Source organism: Stenotrophomonas sp. FR012 (genome assembly GCF_047520565.2).
GTDB classification, from domain to species: domain Bacteria; phylum Pseudomonadota; class Gammaproteobacteria; order Xanthomonadales; family Xanthomonadaceae; genus Stenotrophomonas; species Stenotrophomonas sepilia.
Genome location: NZ_JAXBQL020000003.1, coordinates 71,234 through 94,596, shown reverse-complemented (window position 1 = coordinate 94,596; position 23,363 = coordinate 71,234). Strand labels below are relative to the sequence as shown.

At 67.3% G+C, this 23,363-nt stretch carries 18 protein-coding genes; 12 read left to right on the top strand and 6 right to left on the bottom strand.

The features are described 5' to 3' along the window. Nucleotides 1-117: 117 nt before the first annotated feature. From ACM0O9_RS06685 to ACM0O9_RS06670, 4 genes are all read left to right on the top strand, one after another. Nucleotides 118-1,257, top strand: coding sequence for an OprO/OprP family phosphate-selective porin (locus tag ACM0O9_RS06685; RefSeq protein WP_414604008.1), 1,140 nt, complete (start codon nt 118-120; stop codon nt 1,255-1,257). A 75-nt stretch (nt 1,258-1,332) separates the two neighbouring features. Beyond that, entirely contained in the window at nt 1,333-2,661 is a 1,329-nt protein-coding gene (locus ACM0O9_RS06680; RefSeq protein WP_235649184.1) for a CitMHS family transporter, read from the top strand. A gap of 24 nt (nt 2,662-2,685) precedes the next feature. Next, a complete protein-coding gene (gene phbB, locus ACM0O9_RS06675; protein ID WP_005419193.1) occupies nt 2,686-3,426 on the top strand; it encodes an acetoacetyl-CoA reductase in 741 nt (246 codons plus the stop codon). Nucleotides 3,427-3,628: 202 nt separating this feature from the next. Next, on the top strand, nt 3,629-5,926 hold the full coding sequence (locus ACM0O9_RS06670) for a TonB-dependent receptor (RefSeq protein ID WP_139727639.1): 2,298 nt from the start codon (nt 3,629-3,631) through the stop codon (nt 5,924-5,926). 446 nt (nt 5,927-6,372) lie between these two features. Here the strand turns inward: ACM0O9_RS06670 and ACM0O9_RS06665 are convergent, their stop codons facing one another. Both ACM0O9_RS06665 and rsgA read right to left on the bottom strand, forming a co-directional pair. Continuing rightward, entirely contained in the window at nt 6,373-7,626 is a 1,254-nt protein-coding gene (locus ACM0O9_RS06665) for a flavohemoglobin expression-modulating QEGLA motif protein (RefSeq protein WP_414604006.1), read from the bottom strand. 183 nt (nt 7,627-7,809) lie between these two features. Further along, nucleotides 7,810-8,919, bottom strand: coding sequence for a ribosome small subunit-dependent GTPase A (gene rsgA, locus ACM0O9_RS06660; protein WP_065196455.1), 1,110 nt, complete (start codon nt 8,917-8,919; stop codon nt 7,810-7,812). 114 nt (nt 8,920-9,033) lie between these two features. Here rsgA and ACM0O9_RS06655 point away from each other — a divergent pair, with 114 nt between their 5' ends. Genes ACM0O9_RS06655 through ACM0O9_RS06645 form a run of 3 tightly spaced genes read left to right on the top strand, consistent with a single transcriptional unit; the run spans nt 9,034 to nt 11,653 of the window. Beyond that, complete coding sequence (locus ACM0O9_RS06655) at nt 9,034-10,308, top strand: pyridoxal phosphate-dependent aminotransferase (protein ID WP_065185367.1); 1,275 nt, start codon at nt 9,034-9,036, stop codon at nt 10,306-10,308. 3 nt (nt 10,309-10,311) lie between these two features. Beyond that, the gene (locus ACM0O9_RS06650) at nt 10,312-10,929 is read left to right on the top strand and encodes an SGNH/GDSL hydrolase family protein (protein WP_005419202.1); all 618 of its coding nucleotides are present in this window, start codon (nt 10,312-10,314) and stop codon (nt 10,927-10,929) included. A gap of 4 nt (nt 10,930-10,933) precedes the next feature. Next, entirely contained in the window at nt 10,934-11,653 is a 720-nt protein-coding gene (locus ACM0O9_RS06645; RefSeq protein ID WP_005419203.1) for a methyltransferase domain-containing protein, read from the top strand. A 124-nt stretch (nt 11,654-11,777) separates the two neighbouring features. On the opposite strand, the gene ACM0O9_RS06640 is transcribed toward ACM0O9_RS06645, so the two are convergent. Next, nucleotides 11,778-12,557 (bottom strand): polysaccharide deacetylase family protein, encoded by a 780-nt coding sequence (locus ACM0O9_RS06640; protein WP_235646246.1) that lies wholly within the window; start codon nt 12,555-12,557, stop codon nt 11,778-11,780. A 59-nt stretch (nt 12,558-12,616) separates the two neighbouring features. On the opposite strand from ACM0O9_RS06640, the gene grxD reads away from it, so the two are divergent. Continuing rightward, nucleotides 12,617-13,543 carry a Grx4 family monothiol glutaredoxin gene (gene grxD, locus ACM0O9_RS06635; protein WP_065185372.1) on the top strand — a complete coding sequence of 309 codons (927 nt, stop codon included), beginning with the start codon at nt 12,617-12,619 and terminating at the stop codon, nt 13,541-13,543. 122 nt (nt 13,544-13,665) lie between these two features. On the opposite strand, the gene ACM0O9_RS06630 is transcribed toward grxD, so the two are convergent. The 3 genes from ACM0O9_RS06630 to ACM0O9_RS06620 all read right to left on the bottom strand — a co-directional run bounded on the left by ACM0O9_RS06630 (nt 13,666) and on the right by ACM0O9_RS06620 (nt 18,744). Next, entirely contained in the window at nt 13,666-14,205 is a 540-nt protein-coding gene (locus ACM0O9_RS06630) for a DUF924 family protein (RefSeq protein WP_005419210.1), read from the bottom strand. Nucleotides 14,206-14,248: 43 nt separating this feature from the next. Next, on the bottom strand, nt 14,249-15,025 hold the full coding sequence (locus ACM0O9_RS06625) for an AMP nucleosidase (protein ID WP_049415280.1): 777 nt from the start codon (nt 15,023-15,025) through the stop codon (nt 14,249-14,251). Nucleotides 15,026-15,150: 125 nt separating this feature from the next. Continuing rightward, complete coding sequence (locus ACM0O9_RS06620; protein ID WP_235649100.1) at nt 15,151-18,744, bottom strand: autotransporter domain-containing protein; 3,594 nt, start codon at nt 18,742-18,744, stop codon at nt 15,151-15,153. 248 nt (nt 18,745-18,992) lie between these two features. Here ACM0O9_RS06620 and ACM0O9_RS06615 point away from each other — a divergent pair, with 248 nt between their 5' ends. The 4 genes from ACM0O9_RS06615 to ACM0O9_RS06600 all read left to right on the top strand — a co-directional run bounded on the left by ACM0O9_RS06615 (nt 18,993) and on the right by ACM0O9_RS06600 (nt 23,359). After that, nucleotides 18,993-20,402: an amidohydrolase gene (locus ACM0O9_RS06615; RefSeq protein ID WP_065185374.1), complete on the top strand. Its 1,410-nt coding sequence runs from the start codon at nt 18,993-18,995 to the stop codon at nt 20,400-20,402. After that, on the top strand, nt 20,402-21,664 hold the full coding sequence (locus ACM0O9_RS06610; RefSeq protein WP_235649099.1) for an amidohydrolase family protein: 1,263 nt from the start codon (nt 20,402-20,404) through the stop codon (nt 21,662-21,664). Before ACM0O9_RS06615 ends, ACM0O9_RS06610 begins: the two co-directional genes overlap by 1 nt. Before the next feature lie 25 nt (nt 21,665-21,689). Then, nucleotides 21,690-22,322, top strand: coding sequence for a 2-hydroxychromene-2-carboxylate isomerase (locus ACM0O9_RS06605; protein WP_005419225.1), 633 nt, complete (start codon nt 21,690-21,692; stop codon nt 22,320-22,322). Nucleotides 22,323-22,417: 95 nt separating this feature from the next. Then, nucleotides 22,418-23,359 (top strand): DegV family protein, encoded by a 942-nt coding sequence (locus ACM0O9_RS06600; RefSeq protein WP_005419233.1) that lies wholly within the window; start codon nt 22,418-22,420, stop codon nt 23,357-23,359. The last annotated feature ends 4 nt before the right edge of the window (nt 23,360-23,363 follow it).

Here is a 23,363-nt window from a genome sequence, read left to right as displayed (position 1 = left end):
AGCTTGCCCGACCCAGACTGCGGCCGCGCACCGTCCGGTGCCCACGATTGCCGCGCGCCTGGCGCGCACCTGGGAGGGTTTGTGGAATTCACGTTTGCCTGGCGGCGTCCTGCCGCCATGATGGCGCTGGCTGCCCTGTCGGCGCCGGCCTTCGCTGCCGAAGACAACCGCCCGGTCACCGCCACCCTCGGTGGCCGCCTGCACCTGGACTTCGCCACCTTCGACAACGACAACCGCGGCACCCCGAACAAGGACGACACCGAGATCCGTCGCGCCTGGCTGGACGTGTCCGGCAAATTCTTCGTGGTCGACTACAAGCTGGAAGCCGACTTCTCCGGCGACCGCGTCGAGGCCAAGGATGTCTACCTGGCACGCAGCTTCGGCGAGGCCGGCAAGCTGACCGTCGGCCAGTTCAAGCAGTACTTCTCGCTGGATGACCGTACCAGCTCCAACTACGGCAGCTTCCTGGAGCGCGGCAACGCCGGCACCACGCTGGCGCCGCTGTACCGCCTGGGTGCGTCTTGGCAGGCCAATCCGGGGGATTTCACCTGGGCGGCCAGCCTCTACAGCCTGGAGAGCATCGACGCCTGGCAGGTGAAGGGCCGCGCGGCGGGTGGTCGCGTCACCTGGGCGCCCTCGCCCAGCGACGGTGACGTGCTGCACCTGGGCCTGTCGCTGGCCCGCGAGGCCTACGACAACCCGGGGGCCAACGGCGTGCCCGGCCTGCGCATCCGTCCGCGCCCGGCCGGCCACCTGTCCGACAACAGCCGCCTGACCCTGGTCGACTTCTCTGCCGGCCGCGATACCGACGTCAACAAGTGGTCGCTGGAATACGCGCAGGTGCGCGGCCCGCTGTCATGGCAGGGCGAGTTCAGTGGCGCCACCTTCGATGATGGCGCCCAACGCGGCGACGTGATGGCGGCCTACGGCATGCTCAGCTGGTTCGTCACCGGCGAAAGTCGTGCCTACGACCGCAGGACCGGCCGCTTCGCACGGGTCAAGGACATCCGCCACAAGGCTGGGGCCTTCGAAGTGGCGCTGCGTTACGACCAGATGTGGGGCGCGCAGCACCTCGATGGCGCGCCGGACCTGCGCCGTGGCAGCACCGAAGCCTGGACGCTGGGTGGCAACTGGTACCTGCGCGACAACCTGCGCTTCATGCTCAACGTGATCGAAAGCCGCAACCGCGACCGCCTGGCCGGGGTCACGGTGGACCGCACGCGCGCGGTCACCGGCCGCCTGCAGTACGACTTCTAAGCCAGCTGTGCCGGGCAAACCACCCGGCCCCCTTCCACTCCCCCACATCCTGTTTTCGCAAGGAGTCCGCAGATGATGCTGAGCATCCTCGGCTTTGGCATGGTCATTACATTCATGTACTTGATCATGAGCAAGCGGTTGTCGCCGCTGGTGGCCCTGATCACCATTCCCATCCTGTTCGCGCTGATCGGCGGCTTCGGTGCCGGCATCGACGAGATGATGCTGGAGGGCATCAAGAAGATCGCGCCGACCGGCGTGATGCTGATGTTCGCCATCCTCTACTTCGGGGTGATGATCGACGCCGGCCTGTTCGATCCGCTGGTAAGGGTGATCCTGCGCTTCGTCAAGGGCGACCCGATGAAGATCGTGCTGGGCACTGCGGTGCTGGCGATGCTGATCTCGCTCGATGGCGACGGTTCGACCACCTACATGATCACCGTCTCGGCGATGCTGCCGCTGTACCAGCGCCTCGGCATGAACGCGCTGAACATGACCTGCGTGACCATCCTGGCCGGCGGCGTGATGAACCTGACTCCGTGGGGCGGCCCGACCGCACGCGCGGCCACCGCGCTGCACGTGGACCCGGCCGATGTGTTCGTGCCGCTGATCCCGTCGATGGTAATCGCCTGTGCCGGCGTGCTGCTGCTGGCCTGGTACCTGGGGCTGAAGGAACGCCGTCGCCTTGGCGTGGTGACCCTGCCCAAGGGCGGCAGCTGGATGGACAACAGCGTGTCCGATGACAGCAATCCGCTGCCGACCGTGGAAGACGCCGAGGACATCAAACGTCCGAAGCTGCTGTGGGTCAACCTGGCCCTGACCGTGGCGCTGATGGCCGCGCTGATCATCGGCGTGCTGCCGATGCCGGTGCTGTTCATGGTCGGCTTCGCCATCGCCCTGGTGATCAACTACCCGAACCTGGCCGAACAGCGCCGCCGCGTGGTCAACCATGCCGGCAACGTGCTGTCGGTGGTGTCGCTGATCTTCGCCGCGGGCATCTTCACCGGCATCCTCAACAACACCGGCATGGTCGAGGCGATGTCACACAGCTTCCTGGCGGTGATTCCGGAGTCGTGGGGCCCGTACCTGGCGGTGATCACCGCCGTGGCGTCGATGCCGTTCACCTTCTTCATGTCCAACGACGCGTTCTACTTCGGCGTGCTGCCGATCCTGTCCGAGGCCGCCGGCAACTACGGCATCACCCCGGTGGAAATGGCGCGCGCCTCGCTGGCCGGCCAGCCGGTGCACCTGCTCAGCCCGCTGGTGCCGTCCACCTACCTGCTGGTGGGCCTGGCCAAGGTCGAATTCGCCGACCACCAGAAGTTCACCCTGAAGTGGGCCATCGCCATCTCGATGCTGCTGATGATCGGCAGCCTGCTGTTCGGCCTGTATCCCCTCGCCGCCTGACCCTTTACCAAGGAGCCTTCTGCAATGACGCTTCGAATCGCTTACGTCACCAGTGGAATGGGCAGTGTCGGCACTGCCATCTGCCAGAGCCTGGCCCGCAGCGGCCACACCGTGGTCGCCGGCTGCGCGCCCAACTCGCCGCGCAAGGCCAACTGGCTGCGCGAGCAGCGCGAACAGGGCTTCGACTTCATCGCCTCCGAAGGCAACGCCACCGACTGGGCCTCGACCAGCGCCGCGTTCGCCAAGGTCCGTGCAGAAGTCGGTGAAGTGGACGTGCTGGTCAACAACTCCGGCGGCAGCCGCGACCTTCTTTTCCGGCAGATGACGGTGGAAGACTGGAACGCGGTGATCGCCTCCAACCTCAATGCGCTGTTCAACCTGACCAAGCAGGTGGTCGATGGCATGGCCACGCGCGGCTGGGGCCGCATCATCAACATCGGTTCGGTCAGCGCCCACAAGGGCCAGATCGGCCAGGTGAACTACGCCACCGCCAAGGCCGCGATGCACGGTTTCAGCCGTGCACTGGCCGCCGAAGTGGCCTCGCGCGGGGTCACCGTCAACACGCTGTCGCCGGGTTACATCGCCAGCCAGGCAATCAGCAGCTTCCCGCCGGATGTACTGGATCGGCTGGCCGCCTCGGTGCCGGTGCGCCGGCTGGGTCGGCCCGAGGAAGTGGCCGGCCTGTGCGCGTGGCTGGCCTCGGATGAAGCCTCGTACGTGACCGGTGCCGACTATCCGGTCAACGGTGGCCTGTACATGGGTTGAGCCCTCCCCCACGGAGTGCGCGGGGCCGGTGAACCGTCGTTCGCGAGGGGGATCCGGCCCCATTTTCTATCGGGTTGCAGGACACGCACGGGGGCCTGCGTCGTTCGTTGGTTTCTCGTAAAGAAGGTTTCATGTTCCGTTCGCATAGTGGCCATGCACCGCGCACGTGTGCCGGTGACCACCCCCCATGCAACGGACCACCATGCAGACCCGACACCTGACGATCGCCGTGGCGATCGCGCTCTCCGCCGCCACCAGCGCCCATGCCGCCACCGCCGCCGATACCGGCGCCAGCACCGATGCCGCGCTGAGCGCGCAGACGCTGGACACCGTCTCCGTGATCGGCCAGGGCGAGACCCGCCAAGTGCAGCGCATCACCACCGTCGACAAGCAGGTGCTGCCGCCGGGTACCAGTGGCCAGAAGATCCTCGACCGCCTGCCGGGCGTGTCGGTGCAGTCCAACGATGCCTTCGGTGCCAATGAGGAATCGCAGACCATCAGCCTGCGTGGCTTCGACAAGAGCCGCCTCGGCTATACGCTGGACGGCATTCCGCTGGGTGACAACAGCTACGGCAACTACAACGGCCTGAGCATTGCCCGCGCGATCATTGCCGAGAACCTGGCCGGTGCCGAGCTGTCGCAGGGCATCGGTTCGCTGGGCGTGGCTTCGACCAGCAACCTGGGCGGCACCATCCAGTATTTCTCGATGGACCCGTCCACTGAATTCGGTGGCCGCGCCAGCGTCACCGTCGGCGACAACAACCAGCGCCGTGGCTACCTGCGCGTGGACACCGGCGACCTCAACGGCTTCTCGGCCTATGTGTCCGGCGTGCACCAGGACCAGGACATGTGGGCCGCGCCGTACCAGAACCAGACCACCCGCCAGTTCAACGCCAAGGCCGTGTGGAATATCGGCGACCACCGTTTCGGTGCGTTCGTGGCGACCTCGCGCGCCAGCCAGGCCAACTACGCCTACCTGTCCAAGGACATGCTGGCCCGCGGCCTGGGCTATGACTGGAACATCTACGCACCGGACTGGGACCGCGCCGTCGCTGCTGCGTACTGCGCGCCGGGCACCTACAACAAGGCGCGCTGCAGGTTCAGCGGCGGCGTCAACAGCATCGACGATGCGTACTACCAGAGCCGTGCACTTCGCGACGACAACCTCTATTCGGTCGATGCCGACCTGCGCCTGGGCGAGCAGGGTCGCCTGAAGCTGCTGGCCTACCACCACGACAACCGTGGCCAGGGCCACTGGTGGGCACCGGGCCAGCCGTCCTACCCGGGCACCGACAGGATGCTGCCGATTTCGATCCGCAGCACCAACTACACGATCAACCGCGATGGTGTGACCGCCGCGCTGTCGTGGACGGTGGGCATCCACGAACTGGAGGCCGGCCTGTGGTACGAGCAGAACGACCATAACGTGTCGCGCAACTTCTACTACATCAGCGGCCCGTTCCTGGACGACCTGTACCTGAAGAACCCGGACCGCCTGCTGTTCAACCAGGATTTCGACATCCGCACGCGCCAGTTCTACGTGCAGGACCGCATGCGCTTCCTCGACCAGCGCCTGACCGTGGACGTGGGCATCAAGAGCCCGAACACCCGCATGCGCGCCACCGCCCAGCCGGGCGTGGAAACCAGCATCGCTTCGGGCACGCTGACCGCCAAGAAGTCGGTGCTGCCGCAGGTGGGCCTGGGCTTCAAGCTCAACGCCAACAATGAACTGTTCGCCTCGTACGCCGAGAACATCGCCGCCTTCGTCGGTGGCGGCAGCGGTGGCCCGTTGCAGGTGTCGCCGGAATCGTTCGCAGCCAGCGCCGGGCTGGAACCGGAGAAGTCCAAGAGCCTGGAAGCCGGCTTCCGTACCTTCGGCGAGAAGTACCAGGCCTCGATCGCGGCCTACAACGTGAAGTTCGACAACCGCCTGCTGTCGCTGAACCCGTGTTCCAGCATCGAAGTCGGCACGCGTCCGGAGTGCGTAACGCGCTTCATCAATGTCGGTTCGGTGAAGAGCCACGGCGCGGAACTGACCTTCATCCTCAAGCCGATCGACGGCCTGCAGTGGTACAACGCGCTGTCCTGGAACAAGACCACCTACGAGGATGACTACACCTCGGGCGGCGCGATCGTGCCGGTGGCCGGCAAGATCACGGTGGATACGCCGCAGCGCATGGCCTCCAGCGAGATCAGCTGGAACCGCGATGGCTTCTTCGCCAGCCTGCGTGCCAAGTACACCGGCAAGCGCTACTACACCTACACCAACGACCAGTCGGTGCCGGGGGTGACCACCTTCGACGCCGGTGCAGGCTACGACTTCGGCCCGGGCCTGGGCCTGCGCAACGTTCGGGTGTCGTTGAATGCGACCAACCTGACCAACAAGCGCTACGCCGGCCAGCTGAGCTCGTTCGCACCGACCGATCCGAAGGGCACGCGCTATGCGATCCACGCGAGCGCACCGCGGCAGCTGTTCATGACGGTGGCGGCGGAGTTCTAAGTCAAAAGCGGGCGCTGCGGCGCGTTGATTGTTCCTGCATGGCGTGGGTAGGCAGGCCCATGCAGGACACGCCGTAAACCCATCCATGGGGGCTCGATGGCGCCATCCATGGCGCCAACGGTCCTGCGCCGGCCCATCCGACCCTGCTCGACGGTTTCCCGCGCCACGGTGCGGAGGACAAAGAAGAGCAAGAGCAAAGAGCCGGGCATTGCCCGGCTCTTTGCTTTTCAAGATTTTCAAGCGCAATCCCTTCGGCGCGCTGATGTGCTGCCGCCCGCGCGGGAAACTGTCTGGCGGCGGTGGCGTACCCTGGCCAGGACCGTGAGGCGCATGGATGCGCCGATCGAGCCCCCATGGATGGGTTTACGGCGTGTCCTGGCCAGGGTGCGCCACCGCCGCCCAGCGATATCAATCGAGGCGCCAGCGCATCATCCCGCCAACGCATTTCATTCCGGCGCCAGCTGGTCCATCCGTATCCGGTTGGCAAACAGCGAAAACGCCAGCATGCCGGCCAGCCCATTCGCCCGGCTCACCCAATGCGGCAGCCAGCGCGGTGGCTTCAGCCCCCCCGCCTCGAACAACGGTGCGAACGCGATCGCATCGGCCAGGCTCATCTTGCCGGCGAACAACCAGCGGCAGACCTGCAGGCGGTCCTCGGCCAGCATGTGGCGGAAGAAGGTATGCACCGACACCAGGCCGCGCAGGTACACCGTGTCCTTGGTGAAGGCCAGGCCGCCACTCGGCGGCACCCCACGGAACACGCGCTGTGCCGACGCAAAGCTCTCTTCGGCGTTCTGCCCGGCATCGCAGAAGTAGCGGAACACCTCGATGAAGTCGGCGCCTTCGCGGGCCATCGCGATCGCTTCAGTGCGCAGACTGATTCGCTTCAGGCGCTCGATGTCGATGCTGCCGGTGATCTGTTCGGCGAAGGTAGCCAGCCCTTCCTGGGTGGCCGTCACCCGCGGCGAGGACAACGCCAGGCTGGGCAGCACCGGTTGTTCGCGGCCATTCAAGGCGGTCAGCGAATGCACCAGCGCTTCGTGGTGGAACAGCTGCGCGCGGTCGTAGGCACTGAAGCGCGCACTGGTGCGCAGGCGGATGCGGGTCGGTCCGGCAGCGGCCTTGGACACCAGCTCTGGATCGAGCTGCACCTGGATGATGCGCGATTCGAAGAACGCATCCAGGTCATTCTGCAGCTGCAGCTGCAGGGCAATGGCCGAGACCGGCACCTGCTCTTCCGGCGCCAGCAGTTCGTGATCGAGTTCGGCAGCAATCTGGATGAAGTGACGCGCCGCTTCGCGCGTGCTCGGGCCATTGCCTGGCAACGGCTGCTCGGGCGCGCCGAACAGCTGCACCGAACAGGTATCGACGGCGGCAGTGCCCAGCCCCTCAAGCAGCTGCGCGGCCAGGTCCCAGCTCTGTGCCGACTGCCGCACGTAGTGGCCCAGCGGATGAGTATCATCGCAGTCGGCGGCGATCGCAGCCAATGCGCGGCGCTCCTCGCTGAAATCCAGCCTCGGGTAATCCACCTTCGGCAGCACCGGCTGGCCACGTGCCACGCTGTCCAGGAACGGGGCCTGCAGCGTGGCCGGCCAGCTGGTCAGCCCCAGCAGGCGGATGCCTCCCACGGCCTCGACCAGGCGCGCATCGAGCGCTGCATGGTGGGCCACCTCACGGTCCAGCGTCGCGGTCGGTTCCATGGGCGGACTATAGCGCCCTGCCCTTGCTTTGGTAGGTGCCAACCTTGGTTGGCATGCGCCGACGGCGGGCTGCGGACAGATTCGTGCCAACCAAGGTTGGCACCCACCCGAAGCAGGCAGACGCGGGTTCAATACAGGGGTCGGAGCCCATTGCGAGGCAATGGGATCCGACCCCGACACCCATCAGCGCCGGCGCGGCTTGGCGGCCGGGCGGAACTGCTGGCCCTTGCCCTTCCTGCCGCCACGTTCCTGCGCGGTCTCGGCCTGGCGCACCGCCAGCTTGGCGGCAGCGGCGGCCACTTCTTCCTTCAGCTTGAAATAGTTCAGCAGCCGGCTCTCTTCGATCTCGCCAGCGTCGATCGCTGCGCGGACAGCACAGCCCGGTTCCTGCTGGTGCTTGCAGTCGTTGAAACGGCACTGCGTGGCCAGCGCTTCGATGTCGGCGAAGCCACCTTCGGACAGCGTTTCTTCGCCGGTCGGTTTCAGCTCGCGCATGCCGGGGGTGTCGATCAGGCAGGCGCCGGTCGGAAGCGGCATCAACGCGCGATGGGTGGTGGTGTGGCGGCCGCGCGAATCGTTGGCACGCACCGCGTTGGTCTTCATCCGCTGCTCGCCGAGCAGGGTGTTGGTCAGCGTGGATTTGCCGGCACCGGAGGAGCCCACCAGCACCACCGTGCGCCCCGGGCCCAGCCACGGTTGCAGCACCGCCACACTGTCGGCATCCAGGCCGTTGATCGCATGCAACGCGATGCCCTGCATCTCCAGTTCTTCCAGCACCGCCAGCGCATCCTCGCTGTACTCGGTCTGGTCGGCCTTGGTCAGCACCACCACCGGTTCGGCGCCGCCACCGCCGACCAGCAGCAGGTAGCGCTCGATGCGGCGCGGATTGAAGTCGGCATCCAGGCCACAAACGATGAACACCGTATCGATGTTCGCTGCGATCACCTGCTGGTGGTAGTGCTCGCCCGCCGCGCCACGCTTGATCGCGGTGCGACGCGGCAGCAGCGCAACGATGCGGATGCCGTCCAGCAGCACCCAGTCGCCCACTGCAGGCCGCTCGTGGCTGGGGAAGCGCGGGCGCTGCCATTCCGGCAGTGACTCCGCTTTGATCGCCGCATCCGGGCCATCGGCCACCACGTAATGGGTCCGGTGCTGCTCGATCACCCGCGCCGGGCGGGCCTGCGGGTGCGCGGCCATCATGGCCTGCCAGTCGGCCTGCTGCGCCGGGCCCGGCCAGGGCCAGCCGATGGTCTGCAGGGCGATGAAATCGGGGGTCTGGGTCATCGCCGCCATTCTACCTGTGACGGCCCCCGGCCAGCCCAGCAATGGCAGGCGCGGAGCCGTTGCCATGCACTGCAGCAATTCCGGTAGGATGGAATCCCCATGCCTTTTGACGGCCCAGCCCCCATGTCCACCCTTTCGCCCAAGCCCCTGGCCATCCGCGAGCGCCTTTCCGAAGTGCGCTACGAGATCCGCGGAGAACTGGCCCGGCGAGCGCGGGAGCTGGAGGCGCAGGGCCGCAAGCTGATCAAGCTCAACATCGGCAACCCGGGCAACTTCGGTTTCCGCGCACCCGAGCACCTGCAGCGCGCGATCGCCGACGACATGGGCCGCACCGACCCGTACACCCACCAGCAGGGCCTGCCGGTGGCGCGTGAAGCCATCGCCGATTACTACGTCCGCCGCGGCGCACCGGATGCACACCCAGACCGCGTGTTCGTCGGCAACGGTGTCAGCGAGCTGATCGACCTGTCGCTGCGCGCACTGCTCAATCCGGGCGATGAGGTGCTGGTGCCGTCGCCGGACTACCCGCTGTGGTCGGCCTCCACCATCCTCAACGATGGCCGACCGGTGTACTACCGCTGCGCCGCCGAAAACGGCTTCCAGCCGGACCCGAGCGAGATCGAGACGCTGGTGTCGTCACGCACCCGCGCCATCGTGCTGATCAACCCGAACAACCCCAGCGGCGCCAGCTACCCGCGTGAACTGCTGGAGCGCGTGGTCGAGATCGCACGACGCCACAACCTGCTGTTGCTGGTCGATGAGATCTACGACCAGATCCTGTACGACGATGCGGTGTTCCAGCCGGTCGCGCCGCTGGCCGGCGACCATCCGTGCCTGACCTTCAGCGGCCTGAGCAAGGTGCACCGTGCCTGCGGCTGGCGCGTGGGCTGGGCCCACCTCAGCGGCGACGACGCGCGCCTGGGCGACTTCCGCGCCGCGCTGGACCTGCTGGGCGCGCTGCGCCTGTGCGCCAACGTACCGGGCCAGTACGCCATCGAGGCCGCAGTGAACGGCCCGGACACCATCTCCGAACTGTGCACCCCGGGTGGCCGCCTGTATGAAACCCGCCGTGCGGTGATCGACGCCTGCGAAGCCAGCGAGCACCTGTCGCTGGTCGCGCCGGCCGGTGCGCTGTATGCGTTCCCGGCCGTGGTCGGTGCCGCTGCCAAGGGCTTTGACGACCACAACTTCGCGCTGGACCTGATGAACAACGAAGGCGTGCTGGTGGTACCGGGTTCCAGCTTCAACGTGCCCTACCGCCATCATTTCCGCGTGACCCTGTTGCCGGAAGCCTCGGTGATGCGCGATGTGTTCGCCCGCATCGACCGCGTGCTGGCCCGGCGTGCCGAGGACGCGACCAAGGTCGTGCCGCTGAAGCCGCGCCGTTCGGTGGCCTGAGCGGTGGCGCTGTCCTACCTGGCGCTGGGCGACTCGTACACCGTCGGAGAAGCCGTTGCCGTCGAAGGCCGCTGGCCGCACCAGCTGGCCGCCGCCCTGCGTGCGCAGGATGTGGCGCTGGCCGACCCTCAGACCATCGCCACCACCGGCTGGACCACCGACGAGCTGGACGCCGGCATCGATGCGGCCGCACCCCAGGGTCCGTTCGATTTCGTCAGCCTGCTGATCGGCGTCAACAACCAGTACCGCGGCCGGCCGCTGGACGAGTACCGCGTACAGTTCCAGGCCCTGCTTCAGCGGGCGATCGGCTTTGCCGGGGGCCGCCCCGGGCGTGTGCTGGTGCTGTCCTTCCCCGACTGGGGCGCGACGCCGTTCGGTGCCGGCAGCGGCCGCGACCTGGCCACCATCGAGATCGAGACCGACGAGTTCAACGCAGCGGCCGAGGTGATCAGCACCCAGCAGGACGTGGCCTTCGTCGACATCACCGACATCAGCCGTGACCAGGGTGACAACCCGGCAATGATCGCCGAAGACGGCCTGCACCCGTCGGCGCGGATGTACGCACTGTGGAGCGCGCGCGCGCTGCCGGTCGCCGCACACCTGCTCGGTGGCACGGACTGACACGATGGATGGTACGCCACGGAACGGCCCGCCCCTGCCCTGCACACCGCTGACCGCCCCGCAGGCCCGCGCGATCGCCGAAGCGTTCCGCCCGGCACGGGCCTGGGGCAGCCGCCGTGACTACTACTACACCCGCGGCAAGCTCGGCAGCGACCCGCTGTATGACGGCGTGCTGCAGCATCTGCCCGACGACGGGCAACCCTTACTGGACCTGGGGTGCGGGCTGGGCCTGTTCGCCCACGTGCTGCGCCAGCGCAGCGGCACCCACCCCTACCTCGGCGTGGACGTGGATGCCGGCAAGATCACCCGTGCCCAGCGTGCCGCCGCCGGCCTGCACGCTGTGCGCTTCGACTGCCTGGACGTGCAGGCGCCACTGCCGGCGCAGCCTGGACACGTCCTGTTGCTGGATGTGCTGCAGTACCTGGACGCGGGCCCACAACTGGCATTGCTGCGTGCGGCCAGCGCGCGGGTGGCCGCCGGCGGCCGCCTGCTGCTGCGCACGCCGCTGGCCACCGGCGATGGTCGCGACCGCACCACGCGGGTGGCGGACCGGTTGGCCTGGCTGGTCGGCTGGATGGGCACGCGGCCGCGCCACTACCCCGACCCGCACGTGCTGCAAGCGACACTGGCCGAGGCCGGATTGCAGGTGACGGCGCCGCGTCCCCTGCATGGGCGCACGCCATTCAACAGCTGGTTGCTGGTGGCCGAACGCCCCGCGCTGTAGAGCCGCGCTGCGACGTTTTTCCGGTGCTTCACACCGCCGCCCGAGCATCGGCTCGGGCGCTACAGCAGCGCCCCCTTGTAGAGCCGAGCCCATGCCCGGCTGCTCTACATCACCAGGGCCGGCGTTACGGGACCGGCAGCCGCGCTTTCAGCCCGCGCTCGTCCAGTGCCTGCAGCACGCCCTCGATGATCGCCAGGTTGTGGCCGTGGGCGGCCCCCTCATGCAGCAGCACGATGGCCCCCGGGCGCAGATCCGGCAGCAGGCGGTCGAGCACCCCCTGCGCCGTGCAACCGATGCCGTCGAAGCCGCGCGCGCTCCAGCCGACCCGGACCAGGCCCAGCCGCTGCAGTACCGGCGCCACGAACGGATTGGTCATGCCCACCACCGAGCGGTACCAGCGCACCGGGCGACCGCTTACCGCCTGCAGCGCGTGCTGGCAGCCCTCGATCTCGGCGCGCATCGCCGCCGGGCCCAGCCGCCAGAAGCGCGCCTGCGGGTGGCTGTGGCTGTGGTTGCCCAGGTCGTGGCCGCGGTGCAGGATCTCCTGCACCAGCTCCGGCTGCGCCAGCGCGCGCTCGCCCACCAGGAAAAAGGTGGCATGGGCCTGGTGGCGGTCCAGCAGGTCGAGCACGGCACGGGTTTCCGGGCCAGGACCGTCATCAATGGTCAACCAGACGCTGTTGCCGACATCCGGCAACCGGCTCAGCACCGGCGCATAGAAGCGACTGTTGGGCAGGAACACCGGCACCATGAACAGTGCGTGGCTGGCCACCATCAGCGGCAGCCCCCAGTGCCAGCCCGCCAGGGCCCAGACCAGGATCACCAGCAGCTGCGACGCCACCAGCCAGGGCAGCCAGCGCCAAGGCCGGGTCGGAATGCGATGCAATGTTCCTGCGTTGCTCATCCCCCATGATGCCATGAGGGGTAGAATTGATGGTTCGAATTCCCGGAACCCCGACGTCCATGTCCCTCGATCCCGCCCTGCGTTCGCGCATCGAATCCATCCTCAACGCCAACCGCGTCGTGCTGTTCATGAAGGGCCAGCCGTCGATGCCGCAGTGCGGTTTCTCGGCCAAGGCCGTGGGCGCCCTGCAGGACCTGGGTGTCGAGTTCGCCCACGTCAACGTGCTGGCCGACCAGGAAATCCGTGAAGGCATCAAGGCCTATGGCGACTGGCCGACCATCCCGCAGCTGTACATCGACGGCGAACTGGTCGGCGGCAGCGACATCGTGCTGCAGATGGCCGCCAGCGGCGAGCTGAGCAGCGTGCTGGGGCTGCCGGCACCGGACCGTACCCCGCCGAGCATCACCGTCACCCCGGCGGCCGTGGAAATGCTCAAGGGCGCGCTGGCCGACGCCCCGGGCGCGGCCCTGCAGCTGACCATCGACGCCGGCTTCCAGCCGAACTTCCAGCTGGCCCCGCACGACGAAGGCGCCATCGCTGCCGAGTCCAATGGCCTGCGCGTGCAGTTCGACCTGGCCAGCGCCCGTCGCGCCAACGGCATCACCATCGACTGGGTGGACGACATCCGCGGCAAGGGCCTGGCCATCGACAATCCGAATGCGCCCAAGCCGGTGCAGGAAATCAGCGTGCGCGATGCCGACGACCTGGTGCGTGCCGGCAACATCACCCTGGTGGACGTGCGCCCGGCCGACGAACGTGAAATCGCCGCTGTGGGCGTACCGTTCAAGACCTTCGACGGCAACGGCCGCGCCGCGCTGGAAGCCCTGCCGAAGGACACCGCACTGGCCTTCATGTGCCACCACGGTGGCCGCAGCGCGCAGGCTGCCGAGCAGTTCCGCGCCCTGGGCTTCACCAAGGTGTTCAACGTGACCGGCGGCATCAACGCCTGGTCGGAAGACGTCGACAACGGCGTGCCGAAGTACTGATTGACGGCGCGGGGTCAGCGCCCTTTCCTGCGGGAAGCGGATCTGGCCCCCGAAAAAAAAGGGGACGGAGGGGATTAAGTCGTTTATGCCACAAACGACTTAATCCCCTCCGTCCCCTTTTTTCAGCCGGCGAATCCGCCTTCGGCCAGGTAGTCCAGTTCTTCCGGCGAGGGAATGCGCCCCAGCACGGCGTTGCGGTGCGGGAAACGGCCGAAGCGGCGGATGATGTCGCGGTGCAGCTCGGCGTACTGCAGGTATTCCTTGTCGCCCAGCACATCGAACATCGCCACCGAACGGTCCTGGTCCAACGGGTCCTCGGAGTGCTCGAACGGCAGGTAGATGAAGGCGCGCAGCTTCGGCACCAGCTGCAGGTCCAGGCCTTCCTCGATGGCGCGCATGGCGTAGTGCCGGGCCAGGCCATCGGTAGCATAGGAATGGGCAGTACCGCGGAAGCAGTTGCGCGGGAACTGGTCCAGCAGCAGCATCAGCGCCAGTGCGCCCTCGGCACTGCCCAGCCAGTGTTCACGCCCACGCGAAGCGGCGGCGAAATGCTCATCCAGGAACAACTGGCGGAACTGCGCGTCGAACGCATCGTCGCGGGCGAACCACTTCGCAGGGCCCGCTTCTTTCCAGAAATCCACCACTTGCGCGGCAACGTCCATCACCTACTCCCCAGGGCCGGCGCGCCGCGCCAGGCCATCATCATCATTCGTCGAAGCGCAGGTGGCGGACCGACTTGCCGTTGCGCCGGATAAGCTTAAGCGCCTCGATACCGATCTGGATATGGTTTTCCACGAACTGGGAGCTGACCTTGGCATCGGAGGCCTCGGTCTTGACCCCGTCGGGGATCATCGGCTGGTCCGAGACCAGCAGCAGCGCGCCACTGGGAATGTGGTTGGCGAAACCGGCTGCGAACACGGTGGCGGTTTCCATGTCGATGGCCATGCAGCGCATCGCCCGCAGCCGCTCCTTGAAGGCCTCGTCGTGCTCCCAGACCCGGCGGTTGGTGGTGTAGACGGTGCCGGTCCAGTAGTCGTGGCCGAGGTCGCGGATCATGGTCGAGACTGCACGCTGCAGCGCAAACGCCGGCAAGGCTGGCACTTCCGGCGGCAGGTAGTCGCCCGACGTACCCTCGCCGCGGATCGCCGCGATCGGCAGCACCAGGTCACCCAGCTGGTTCTTGCGCTTGAGGCCACCGCACTTGCCCAGGAACAGTACCGCCTTGGGCATCACTGCCGACAGCAGGTCCATGATGATCGCGGCATTGGGGCTGCCCATGCCGAAGTTGATCATGGTGATGCCGTCGATGGTGGCACTGGCCATCGGCCGGTCCAGGCCGATGATGGGCGCACCGGTCAGCTCGGAAAAGGTGTGCAGGTAGCCGCCGAAGTTGGTCAGCAGGATGTGCTGGCCGAACTGGTCCAGCGGCACGCCGGTGTAGCGCGGCAGCCAGTTGTCGACGATTTCCTGCTTGCTCTTCATGGGCGGTCCGGTACGGCGTGGGGGCCGCCATTGTAGGCGTGCACGGGCCAACCCACACCTGGGTCGGCAACGAAGAAGGGCGGCCCTGCGGCCGCCCTCCTGGTTTACCTGCGGTAACCGGCGGCTTAGAAGCGCACCGACCAGCGCAGGTTGGCACTGTGGTCACGGCTTTCGTCGCCATACTGGCCGCTATAGCCCAGCTCCAGCTGCTGGCGTGCGGTCAACCATGCCGACAGCCCCAGTTCGGCCACCACCGTCCTGTCAGCCATCGGGGCACCGCTGACCACGAAGCTGTCGCTGCCGGTGGCAAAGGCGAAGCGGGCCGCCGGGTCGCGATCCCCGCTGGCATGGCGGTACCCGACGCCACCGCGCAGGTGCAGCCAGCTGTCCTGCTGGAACGAAGCCTTCAGGCCCTTGTCAAAACGCAGGCCGGCCGTGGCCACGGTGATACGGAGATCGTCCACCTCACCCTGCAGTGCAGCCGCGCCGCCGCGTTCGTTGACGCGCTTCATGTCCACTTCCACACGTGCGAGCTGCAGGTAAGGTTCCAGCCCCGCCTCGGGGCCGCCGAAGCGATAGCTCGCCTCGACGAACGCCTGGCGGGTGCGGCCGTCATAGCGTGCCGCCAGCGTATCGCTGTAACCGGAGAAGGCCAGCTCGCGGGTGCTCTTCACCTCATGCTCGCTCCAGGCCAGGCCACCCCGCAGGCCGAAGGCGCCCCAGTCGTGACTGGCATAGGCCCCCAGGTGCGTATTGTCGACCTTGGCACGCGCACGGCGTCCTTCCTGCTGCTTGGCATCGGTACGGCCGGTACCGGCCAGCATGCCCACCTGCCAGCCGTTGATCTCGCGGTCCACGCCTACCAGCAGGCCGCTGCTGTTGGCTTCGGTGCGTGCGGTGTTGCCATTGCCGTCCAGCGTGGTGCTGCCACCGATGGCCTGTACCCAGACCCCCGTGGCGGCGTCGCCGTCTGCTCCCGGCGCGCGTGCACCGACGCGGCGCGACAGTGCGGCATCACGCACGTAGCGGCTGCCCTCGACCAGGGCCATCGCGGTGGCCGCATGCAGCTCGCCGCTGAGGCCGTCCAGTGCAGCGCCTACCTGTTGAGGGAACAGCAGGGTCAGTGGGCGCGGCAGGCCCTGGTTGACCGCCAGCCGGTCGGCCACAGTGGCCACCGCGCGCTGGTTGTCGGTACTGGCGGCACTGGCGAGCGGATTGCCACGGGTGACTTCAATGCGCGCGCCACCGGTGCCATAGGACAGCCCGAATTTCAGGAACGGCGAGAACGCACTGAAGTCGGTGGTGGCGAACTGGCCACGGATTCCGCCGTCGGCACGGATGAAGTTGAACTGCTCACCCAGGTAATAGGTGCCCGCTTCCGGCAGGGCGATCAGGGTGCCGTCCAGGGTGGCGGTACCGGTGACGCGCAACTGGTCACTGTGCCCGCCCGGGGCCAGCTCGGCCTGGTACACACCGGTGGCGGTCTGCACGTAGTCGCCGTTGATGGTCAGCGTGCCGATCGAGTTGCCCGGTGCAACGATACCGGCCACGGTGGTATCGCCCAGCTGGCCGATGCCCTTCAGCGTGCCGTTGCGGCCAACGAGGGTGTGACCACCGCTCTGCGTGCCGTTGAACGACAGCACGCCACCGTTGACGGTCAGGTCGGAGCCTGCGAGTACCCCGCCTGCATTCACACGGCTGTTGCCCAGGCTGGTCAACGCGCTGTTTTCCAGCCTTCCGTTCAATTCGAACGTCCCCTGCGCGGCCACCGAGGTGTGGGCGCCGCGCTGCACACCGTCGAAGATGACCACGCCACCGTTGACGTTCAGGTCGGAGCCATCCAGCACACCGCGTGCGTTGATATGGCTGGAGCCCCCCTGACTGTTCAGCGCAGTGTTCTTCAACGTGCCATTGAGCAGGAAGCTACCGCCGGCCACGTCCACCGCTCCGGTGAGCGTATTGACGCCATCCAGTTCCAGCACGCCCTCGCGCACCAGCGCACCGTTGAAGCTGTTGTCGCCGCTCAAGCGCAGCCAGCCGATGCCGCTCTTGGTCAGCTTGCCGGGGCCGCCGATGTCGTTGGTCCAGTTGTCCCAGGCATCGCCTTCCCACACTTTCAGGCCACCGGCACGCTGGTTCATCACCACGTTGGTGTCCACGCGCAGCGAACCGTAACCCTCGATGGCCTTGGCCAGGTTCAACAGGCCCCAACCGTAGATGTCGTCGATGCCGGGCGCGCCCAGATCGGTGGTCGTGGTCAGCAGCACATCGCGCACCTGCGCGCTGTCCAGATAGGGGAAGCGTTCAAACAGCAGGCCCAGCGCGCCGGTGACGTGGGGCGCGGCCATGGAGGTTCCACTCAGCAGCGCATAGCCATAGGTAGGCACGCGCTGCTGGATGTCCAGGCTGACATTGCCGTTGGCGTCGATGCCGACGCTGCCGGCCAGGCTGGAATCATCACCATAGGCGGTCGATACGATGTCCGAACCCGGTGCGGCAAGGCACCAGTTGGCACTCAGGCCGCACTTGTTGGAGCGATTGCTCAGGGTCAGGTTGGTACCGACGTTGACCACGCTCAACCAGTACGGCTCGATGTCGGCGAATGCGCGCGGCAGCGTGGCGTAGAGGCCGGCGATGGGGCTCTGCGCCGGCGTCGGAATGAGCGAACTGGTATTGCCGGCCGCCCACACCTGGATCATCCCGCGCGCACGCGATCCGTCGGCAAAGGTGTTCAGGTACTGGCGGTCGTCCGGGTCGTTGTAGATCGCGTCCATGTCCGTCGCTGTCGTCGGTTCCGTGACCAGGCCCCAGCTATGGTTGATGGCACGCACGCCCTGCGCGTTCATCTGGGCATACAGGTCCTGGAAGGCGCTGACTTTCGGGCCGATCGCGCCCAGCGTCGCGACCGAGTAGCCAGTCGCCGTACGCTGCCACTCGCGGATGCTGTCGGAGAACAGCCGGCCAACGGTCAGGTCCGAACCGAAGGACACACCGTGCATGCCGCTTCCGTCCCGGTTCGCCGCGATGGTGCCGGCAACGTGCGTACCATGGATCTCGAACTGCATCCCCGGCTGCACATAGGGGCCCGACTCGATGATCCTGCGGATGTTGTCGGGCACGTTGGCGTTGTACCCGACATAGCTGATCTGGACGTCATCGCCATCACTGGCGAAGCAGGCCGCCGGCCCACGCACTGCGGTGGTGTTGGTGCAGCGCGTGCCGTCAGCCATCAGATCGGCGATGCGGACGCTGCGGTTGTCCTTGCCGGCGAATTCCGGATGGTCCAGACCCGTGCCACTGTCGAACACGCCCAGGCGGATGCCGGCACCGGTCAGCCCGCGCGCATAGGCCACGTCGGCATTGATCGCAGCCAGGCCCCAGTCGAGTTCGAATTCACTGGTGCGCCAGCTCGCAGCATCGCCGGGCCTGCCCATGACCGGCTCCGCGGAAGCATTGACGCTGGGAGCCAGCGCCGCCACCGGAATCGCTACCGAGGGAGCGATCATCGCGGGAGCGGAGGCGCTCACTCCGCCTTGCGCGGCGAACGCCGACTGCAGGCTGCGCTGCAGCTGGTAACGGGCCAGGGCGTCGTCACTGTCCTGGGCCAGGACCGGCAGTGCGGTGGCCACCAGCAAGGAACCGACAATGGCCGACGCCAGCGGCGAGGGCAGGAAGGAACGGCGCGAAACGGTCGAACGGCGGAGCTTTGCAGCAGTCATCGGTTGCGTCCTTGATTCCATGAAAGGTACGGGCCCGGCTCCGTCGTTGGAGCAGGTGCGTAAGCTGGTGATACAGGTCAGCGCAAGACGTAATCAGCCCATTGCTTCATCCAACGTTAATATTTCCTTCACAAATCCTCCATCAGAAAATTCCTACCCCCCCCCACGCCCCTGTCCAAGGTCACTTGGCAAGCCACATCGGCCCCGGCTAGCGTCCGTGGATTCATGTTTCTGGTGAGGGGAACTGCATGGCATCGACGTTGTTGCGCACCGGGGTGGCACTGGCGCTGCTTTCATTGAGCACGGCACCGGCGGTGGGCGCCTCGCGCTTCGTCGCCGATCCCTACCCCAGCACCTACCAGGCACACCCCGATGCACCGGTGCTGATCCAGAACGCGACCGTGCTGACCGGCACCGGCCAGCGCCTGGACAACGCCGACGTGCTGCTGCGCGAGGGCCGCATCGTTGCCGTCGGCCGCCAGTTGCAGGCCGATGCTGGTGTCACCCGCATCGATGCGCAGGGCAAGTGGGTCACACCGGGCCTGATCGACGTGCACTCGCACCTGGGCGTGTACCCCAGCCCGGGCGTCGGCGCGCACAGCGACGGCAACGAGATGACCGCGCCGGTCACCGCCAACGTCTGGGCCGAGCACTCGGTGTGGCCGCAGGACCCGGGTTTCGCCACCGCACTGGCCGGCGGCGTGACCAGCATGCAGGTGCTGCCGGGCTCGGCCAACCTGGTCGGTGGTCGTGGTGTGACCCTGAAGAACGTCCCCGCCATCACCTACCAGGCGATGAAGTTCCCCGGCGCGCCGTGGGGGCTGAAAATGGCCTGCGGCGAGAACCCGAAGCGGGTCTACGGCGGAGGCAAGGGCGTCGCTCCGGCCACGCGGATGGGCAACGTTGCCGGTTACCGCGCCGCCTTCATCGATGCCGCCGACTACATCGCCAAGAACAAACCGAAGCCGGCCAAGCGCAAGGGCTGGTTCGGCAGCGACAAGGGCGACAGCGCCGGTGATGCCGGCGGCAAGCGCGATCTCAAGCTGGACACGCTGGCCGGCGCGATCGAAGGCGACATCCGCGTGCACATCCATTGCTACCGCGCCGACGAGATGGCCACCATGCTCGACCTGGCCAAGGAATTCGGCTTCAAGGTGGCCGCCTTCCACCACGGCGTGGAGGCCTACAAGCTGGCCGACCGGCTGGCCGCCGACGGCGTCTGCGGCGCGCTGTGGGCCGACTGGTGGGGCTTCAAGATGGAAGCCTTCGACGGCATTCCGGAGAACATCGCACTGGTCGATCGGCCGAAGAACAGCTGCGCCATCGTCCATTCCGACTCCCCCGAAGGCATCCAGCGCCTGAACCAGGAAGCGGCCAAGGTGATCGCCGCCGCGCGCCGCGCACGCATGCCGGAGATCCCCCCCGAACACGCCATCACCTGGATGACCGCCAACGCCGCCAGGGCGCTGGGGATTGAAGGCCAGACCGGCACCCTGGAGGCCGGCAAGATGGCCGACGTGGTGGTGTGGAACGGCAACCCCTTCAGCTCGTACGCGCTGGCCGAGCAGGTCTTCATCGACGGCCGCCGCCTGTACGACCGCAGCGCACCTGCGGCCACGCCACGTTCCGACTTCCAGCTTGGCCAGGAGGTGCACTGATGGGCGCGTTGAACAAGCGTCGCCGGGCATGGCTCGGCGCTACGGTCATGGTGCTGGCCTGCCTCTCCGCATCCGTGCAGGCGCAGGACCTGCTGGTGCGCAACGCGACCGTACATACGGCCAGCGCGCGCGGCAGCCTGCAGCACGCCGATGTGCTGGTGCAGGACGGGATCATCCGCGCCGTCGGCAGCGGGCTGTCCGCCCCGGCCGGGGCCAGCGTGGTCGAGGCCGATGGCCGTCCGCTGACACCGGCGCTGTTCGGGGGCATCACCGAGATCGGCATCGAAGAGGTCTCCGGTGAAGCGAGCACGGTCGACAGCACGTTGAAGATCGGCGAACAACCGTTGCGCCCCGAGTTCGATGTCACCCTGGCGTACAACCCGGCCTCGGTGCTGATCCCGGTGGCGCGCCTGGACGGCATCGGCTTCACCGCCCTGGGGGCGGCCACCGGTGGCGGCTTCGTTGCAGGCCAGGGTGGCGTGATGCGGCTGGACGGCAGCGCCGATCCCCTCGGGCCGCGCGCGCTGTTCCTGCGCCTGGGGTCGGCCGCAGTGGAGCTGACCGGGCATTCGCGTGCGGCGCAATGGATGCTGCTGCAGCAGATGGTGGACGAGGCGCGTGGCCAGGTTGCCGCGGACTCACCGCATGCGCTGCTGACGCCGGCCGGGCGCCGCACGCTGGGCCGCTACCTGGCCGGCCAGGGCCGCATCGTGGTAGAGGTGGACCGCGCGGCGGACATCCGCCAGCTGCTGCGCTGGGCCGTCCGCGAAAAGGTGAAGATCGCCATCGCCGGAGGCACCGAAGCCTGGCAGCTGGCGCCGGAGCTGGCCGCCGCACAGGTACCGGTGTTCGTCGATGTGTTGTCCAACCTGCCGGCCAGCTTCGACCAGATCGGTGCCACGCTGGAAAATGCGGCACGCCTGCAGCGTTCCGGCGTGGCGGTCTCGTTCGTGCAGCGAGGCGACGCCTCGCACAACGCCCGCAAGATGCGCCAGCTGGCCGGCAATGCCGTGGCCAATGGCCTGCCCTGGGCCGACGGCCTGGCCGGCCTGACCCGGGTGCCGGCGCAGGCGTTCGGCGTGGCCGACCAGATCGGCAGCATCGAGCCGGGCAAGCGTGCCGACCTGGTGCTGTGGGAGGGCGACCCGCTGGACGTGGCGCACTATGCCGAACAGGTCTGGCTGGGCGGCCGGGCGATGCCGATGCGCTCGCGCCAGACCGAACTGCGCGACCGCTACCTGCAGCGCAACGCGCAGCCCTGACCTCCAGTTATCCAAGGAAACCCACATGGCCACCCTGCGCTGGTACTTCGACTTCGTCTCGCCCTATTCCTACCTGCACTGGCAGAAGCTGAAGCAGCTGCCCCAGTTCGCACAGATCCAGACCGTGCCGATCGCCTTCGGTGCCGTGCTGCATCACCTGGGCAACCTCGGGCCGGCCGAGATTCCGGCCAAGCGCCGCTTCATGTACCGCCAGCTGCTGTGGACTGCGCAGGCCGAAGGAACACCGCTGCGGTTCCCGCCGGGCCACCCGTTCAACCCGTTGTCTGCCCTGCGGCTGTGCCTGGCCGCCGGTGGCAGCGTGCAGGCGGTAGACGTGCTGTTCGACTGGATCTGGCGCGACGGCAATGCCGCCGATAGCGCCGAGGCCCTGCGCGAACCGGCTGCGCGGCTGGGGATCGAGGATGTCGCCAGCGCCACCGCGGCCCCCGCGGTCAAGGAGCAGCTGCGGAGGAACACCGAGGCCGCCATTGCTGCCGGCGTGTTCGGCGTACCGACCCTGGCCATCGATGACGAACTGTTCTGGGGCAACGACGCCCATCCGTTGATGGCCGCCGTGCTGGCCGATCCCGCCCTGCTGCAGCAGCCCGAATGGCAGCGCCTGGCCGAACTTCCGGTGGCCGTGCAGCGCAGTCGCTGAACAGGGCCTGGCGCGTTTCCCTCGCGCGCCACGCCAGAATTTGAGATAGATTTCACGTTTCCGAACCTACAACCGCCCTGGAGGGGGAGCCGCGGATGCGCATCGGAATCGTCGTCGACTCGGCCTGCGACCTGCCGCAGGACTTCATTGCCGAGCACAACATCGTGCTGCTGCCGATCACCGTACGAATCGGTGAAGCGGTTCTGGCCGATCATCGCGATGAGCAGGCCACGCTGAGTTTCCTGCATGCACACGTGGCCGAGCACGGTGCCGAGGCGGAGACCATCCCCTTCAGTGTCAACCAGATCCGCGACCTGTTCCTGCAGCAGCTGGTGATCGATTACGACCACGTGTTCTGCATGACCATCACCAAGACCCGCAGCCCGATCCACGACAATGCGCTGCAGGCCAGCTTCGCCATCCTCAACGATTACAAGCCGGTGCGGCAGGCAGCGGGCTACAACTCGCCGTTCGCCCTGCGCGTGCTCGATACCCAGAACCTGTTCGCTGCGCAGGCCGTGACCGCAGTGGAGGCGGTTCGCCTGCGTGACACTGGTGCCAGCGTGCAGCAGATCCGCGAACGGCTGGAAGAACTGGCTGGCAACGTGCACGGCTACATGGTCACCCGTGATCTGTACTACATGCGTGCGCGCGCCCGGCACAAGGGCGACCGCAGCGTCGGCCTGCTCAGTGCGGCGCTGGGCAGCGCACTGGACATCAAGCCGGTGCTGCACGGCTACCGCGGCGAAACCGGGCCGGTCGCCAAGATCAAGGGCTTCGACAGCGCCGTGCAGAAGCTGTTCGCGGTGGTCGGCCAGCGCGTACGTGCCGGGCTGATGACGCCGACGGTATGCGTCAGCTACGGCGGTGAGCTGGATGAGCTGCGCAGCCTGCCCGGCTATGTACAGATGAAGGAGGTCTGCGCCGGCCATGGCGTGACCGTGTACGAATCGGTGATGAGCCTGACCGGCATGGTCAATGTCGGCAAGGGCGCGGTCACCGTGGGCTTTGCCGATGGGCCACATCGGTTCGAGTGATGCC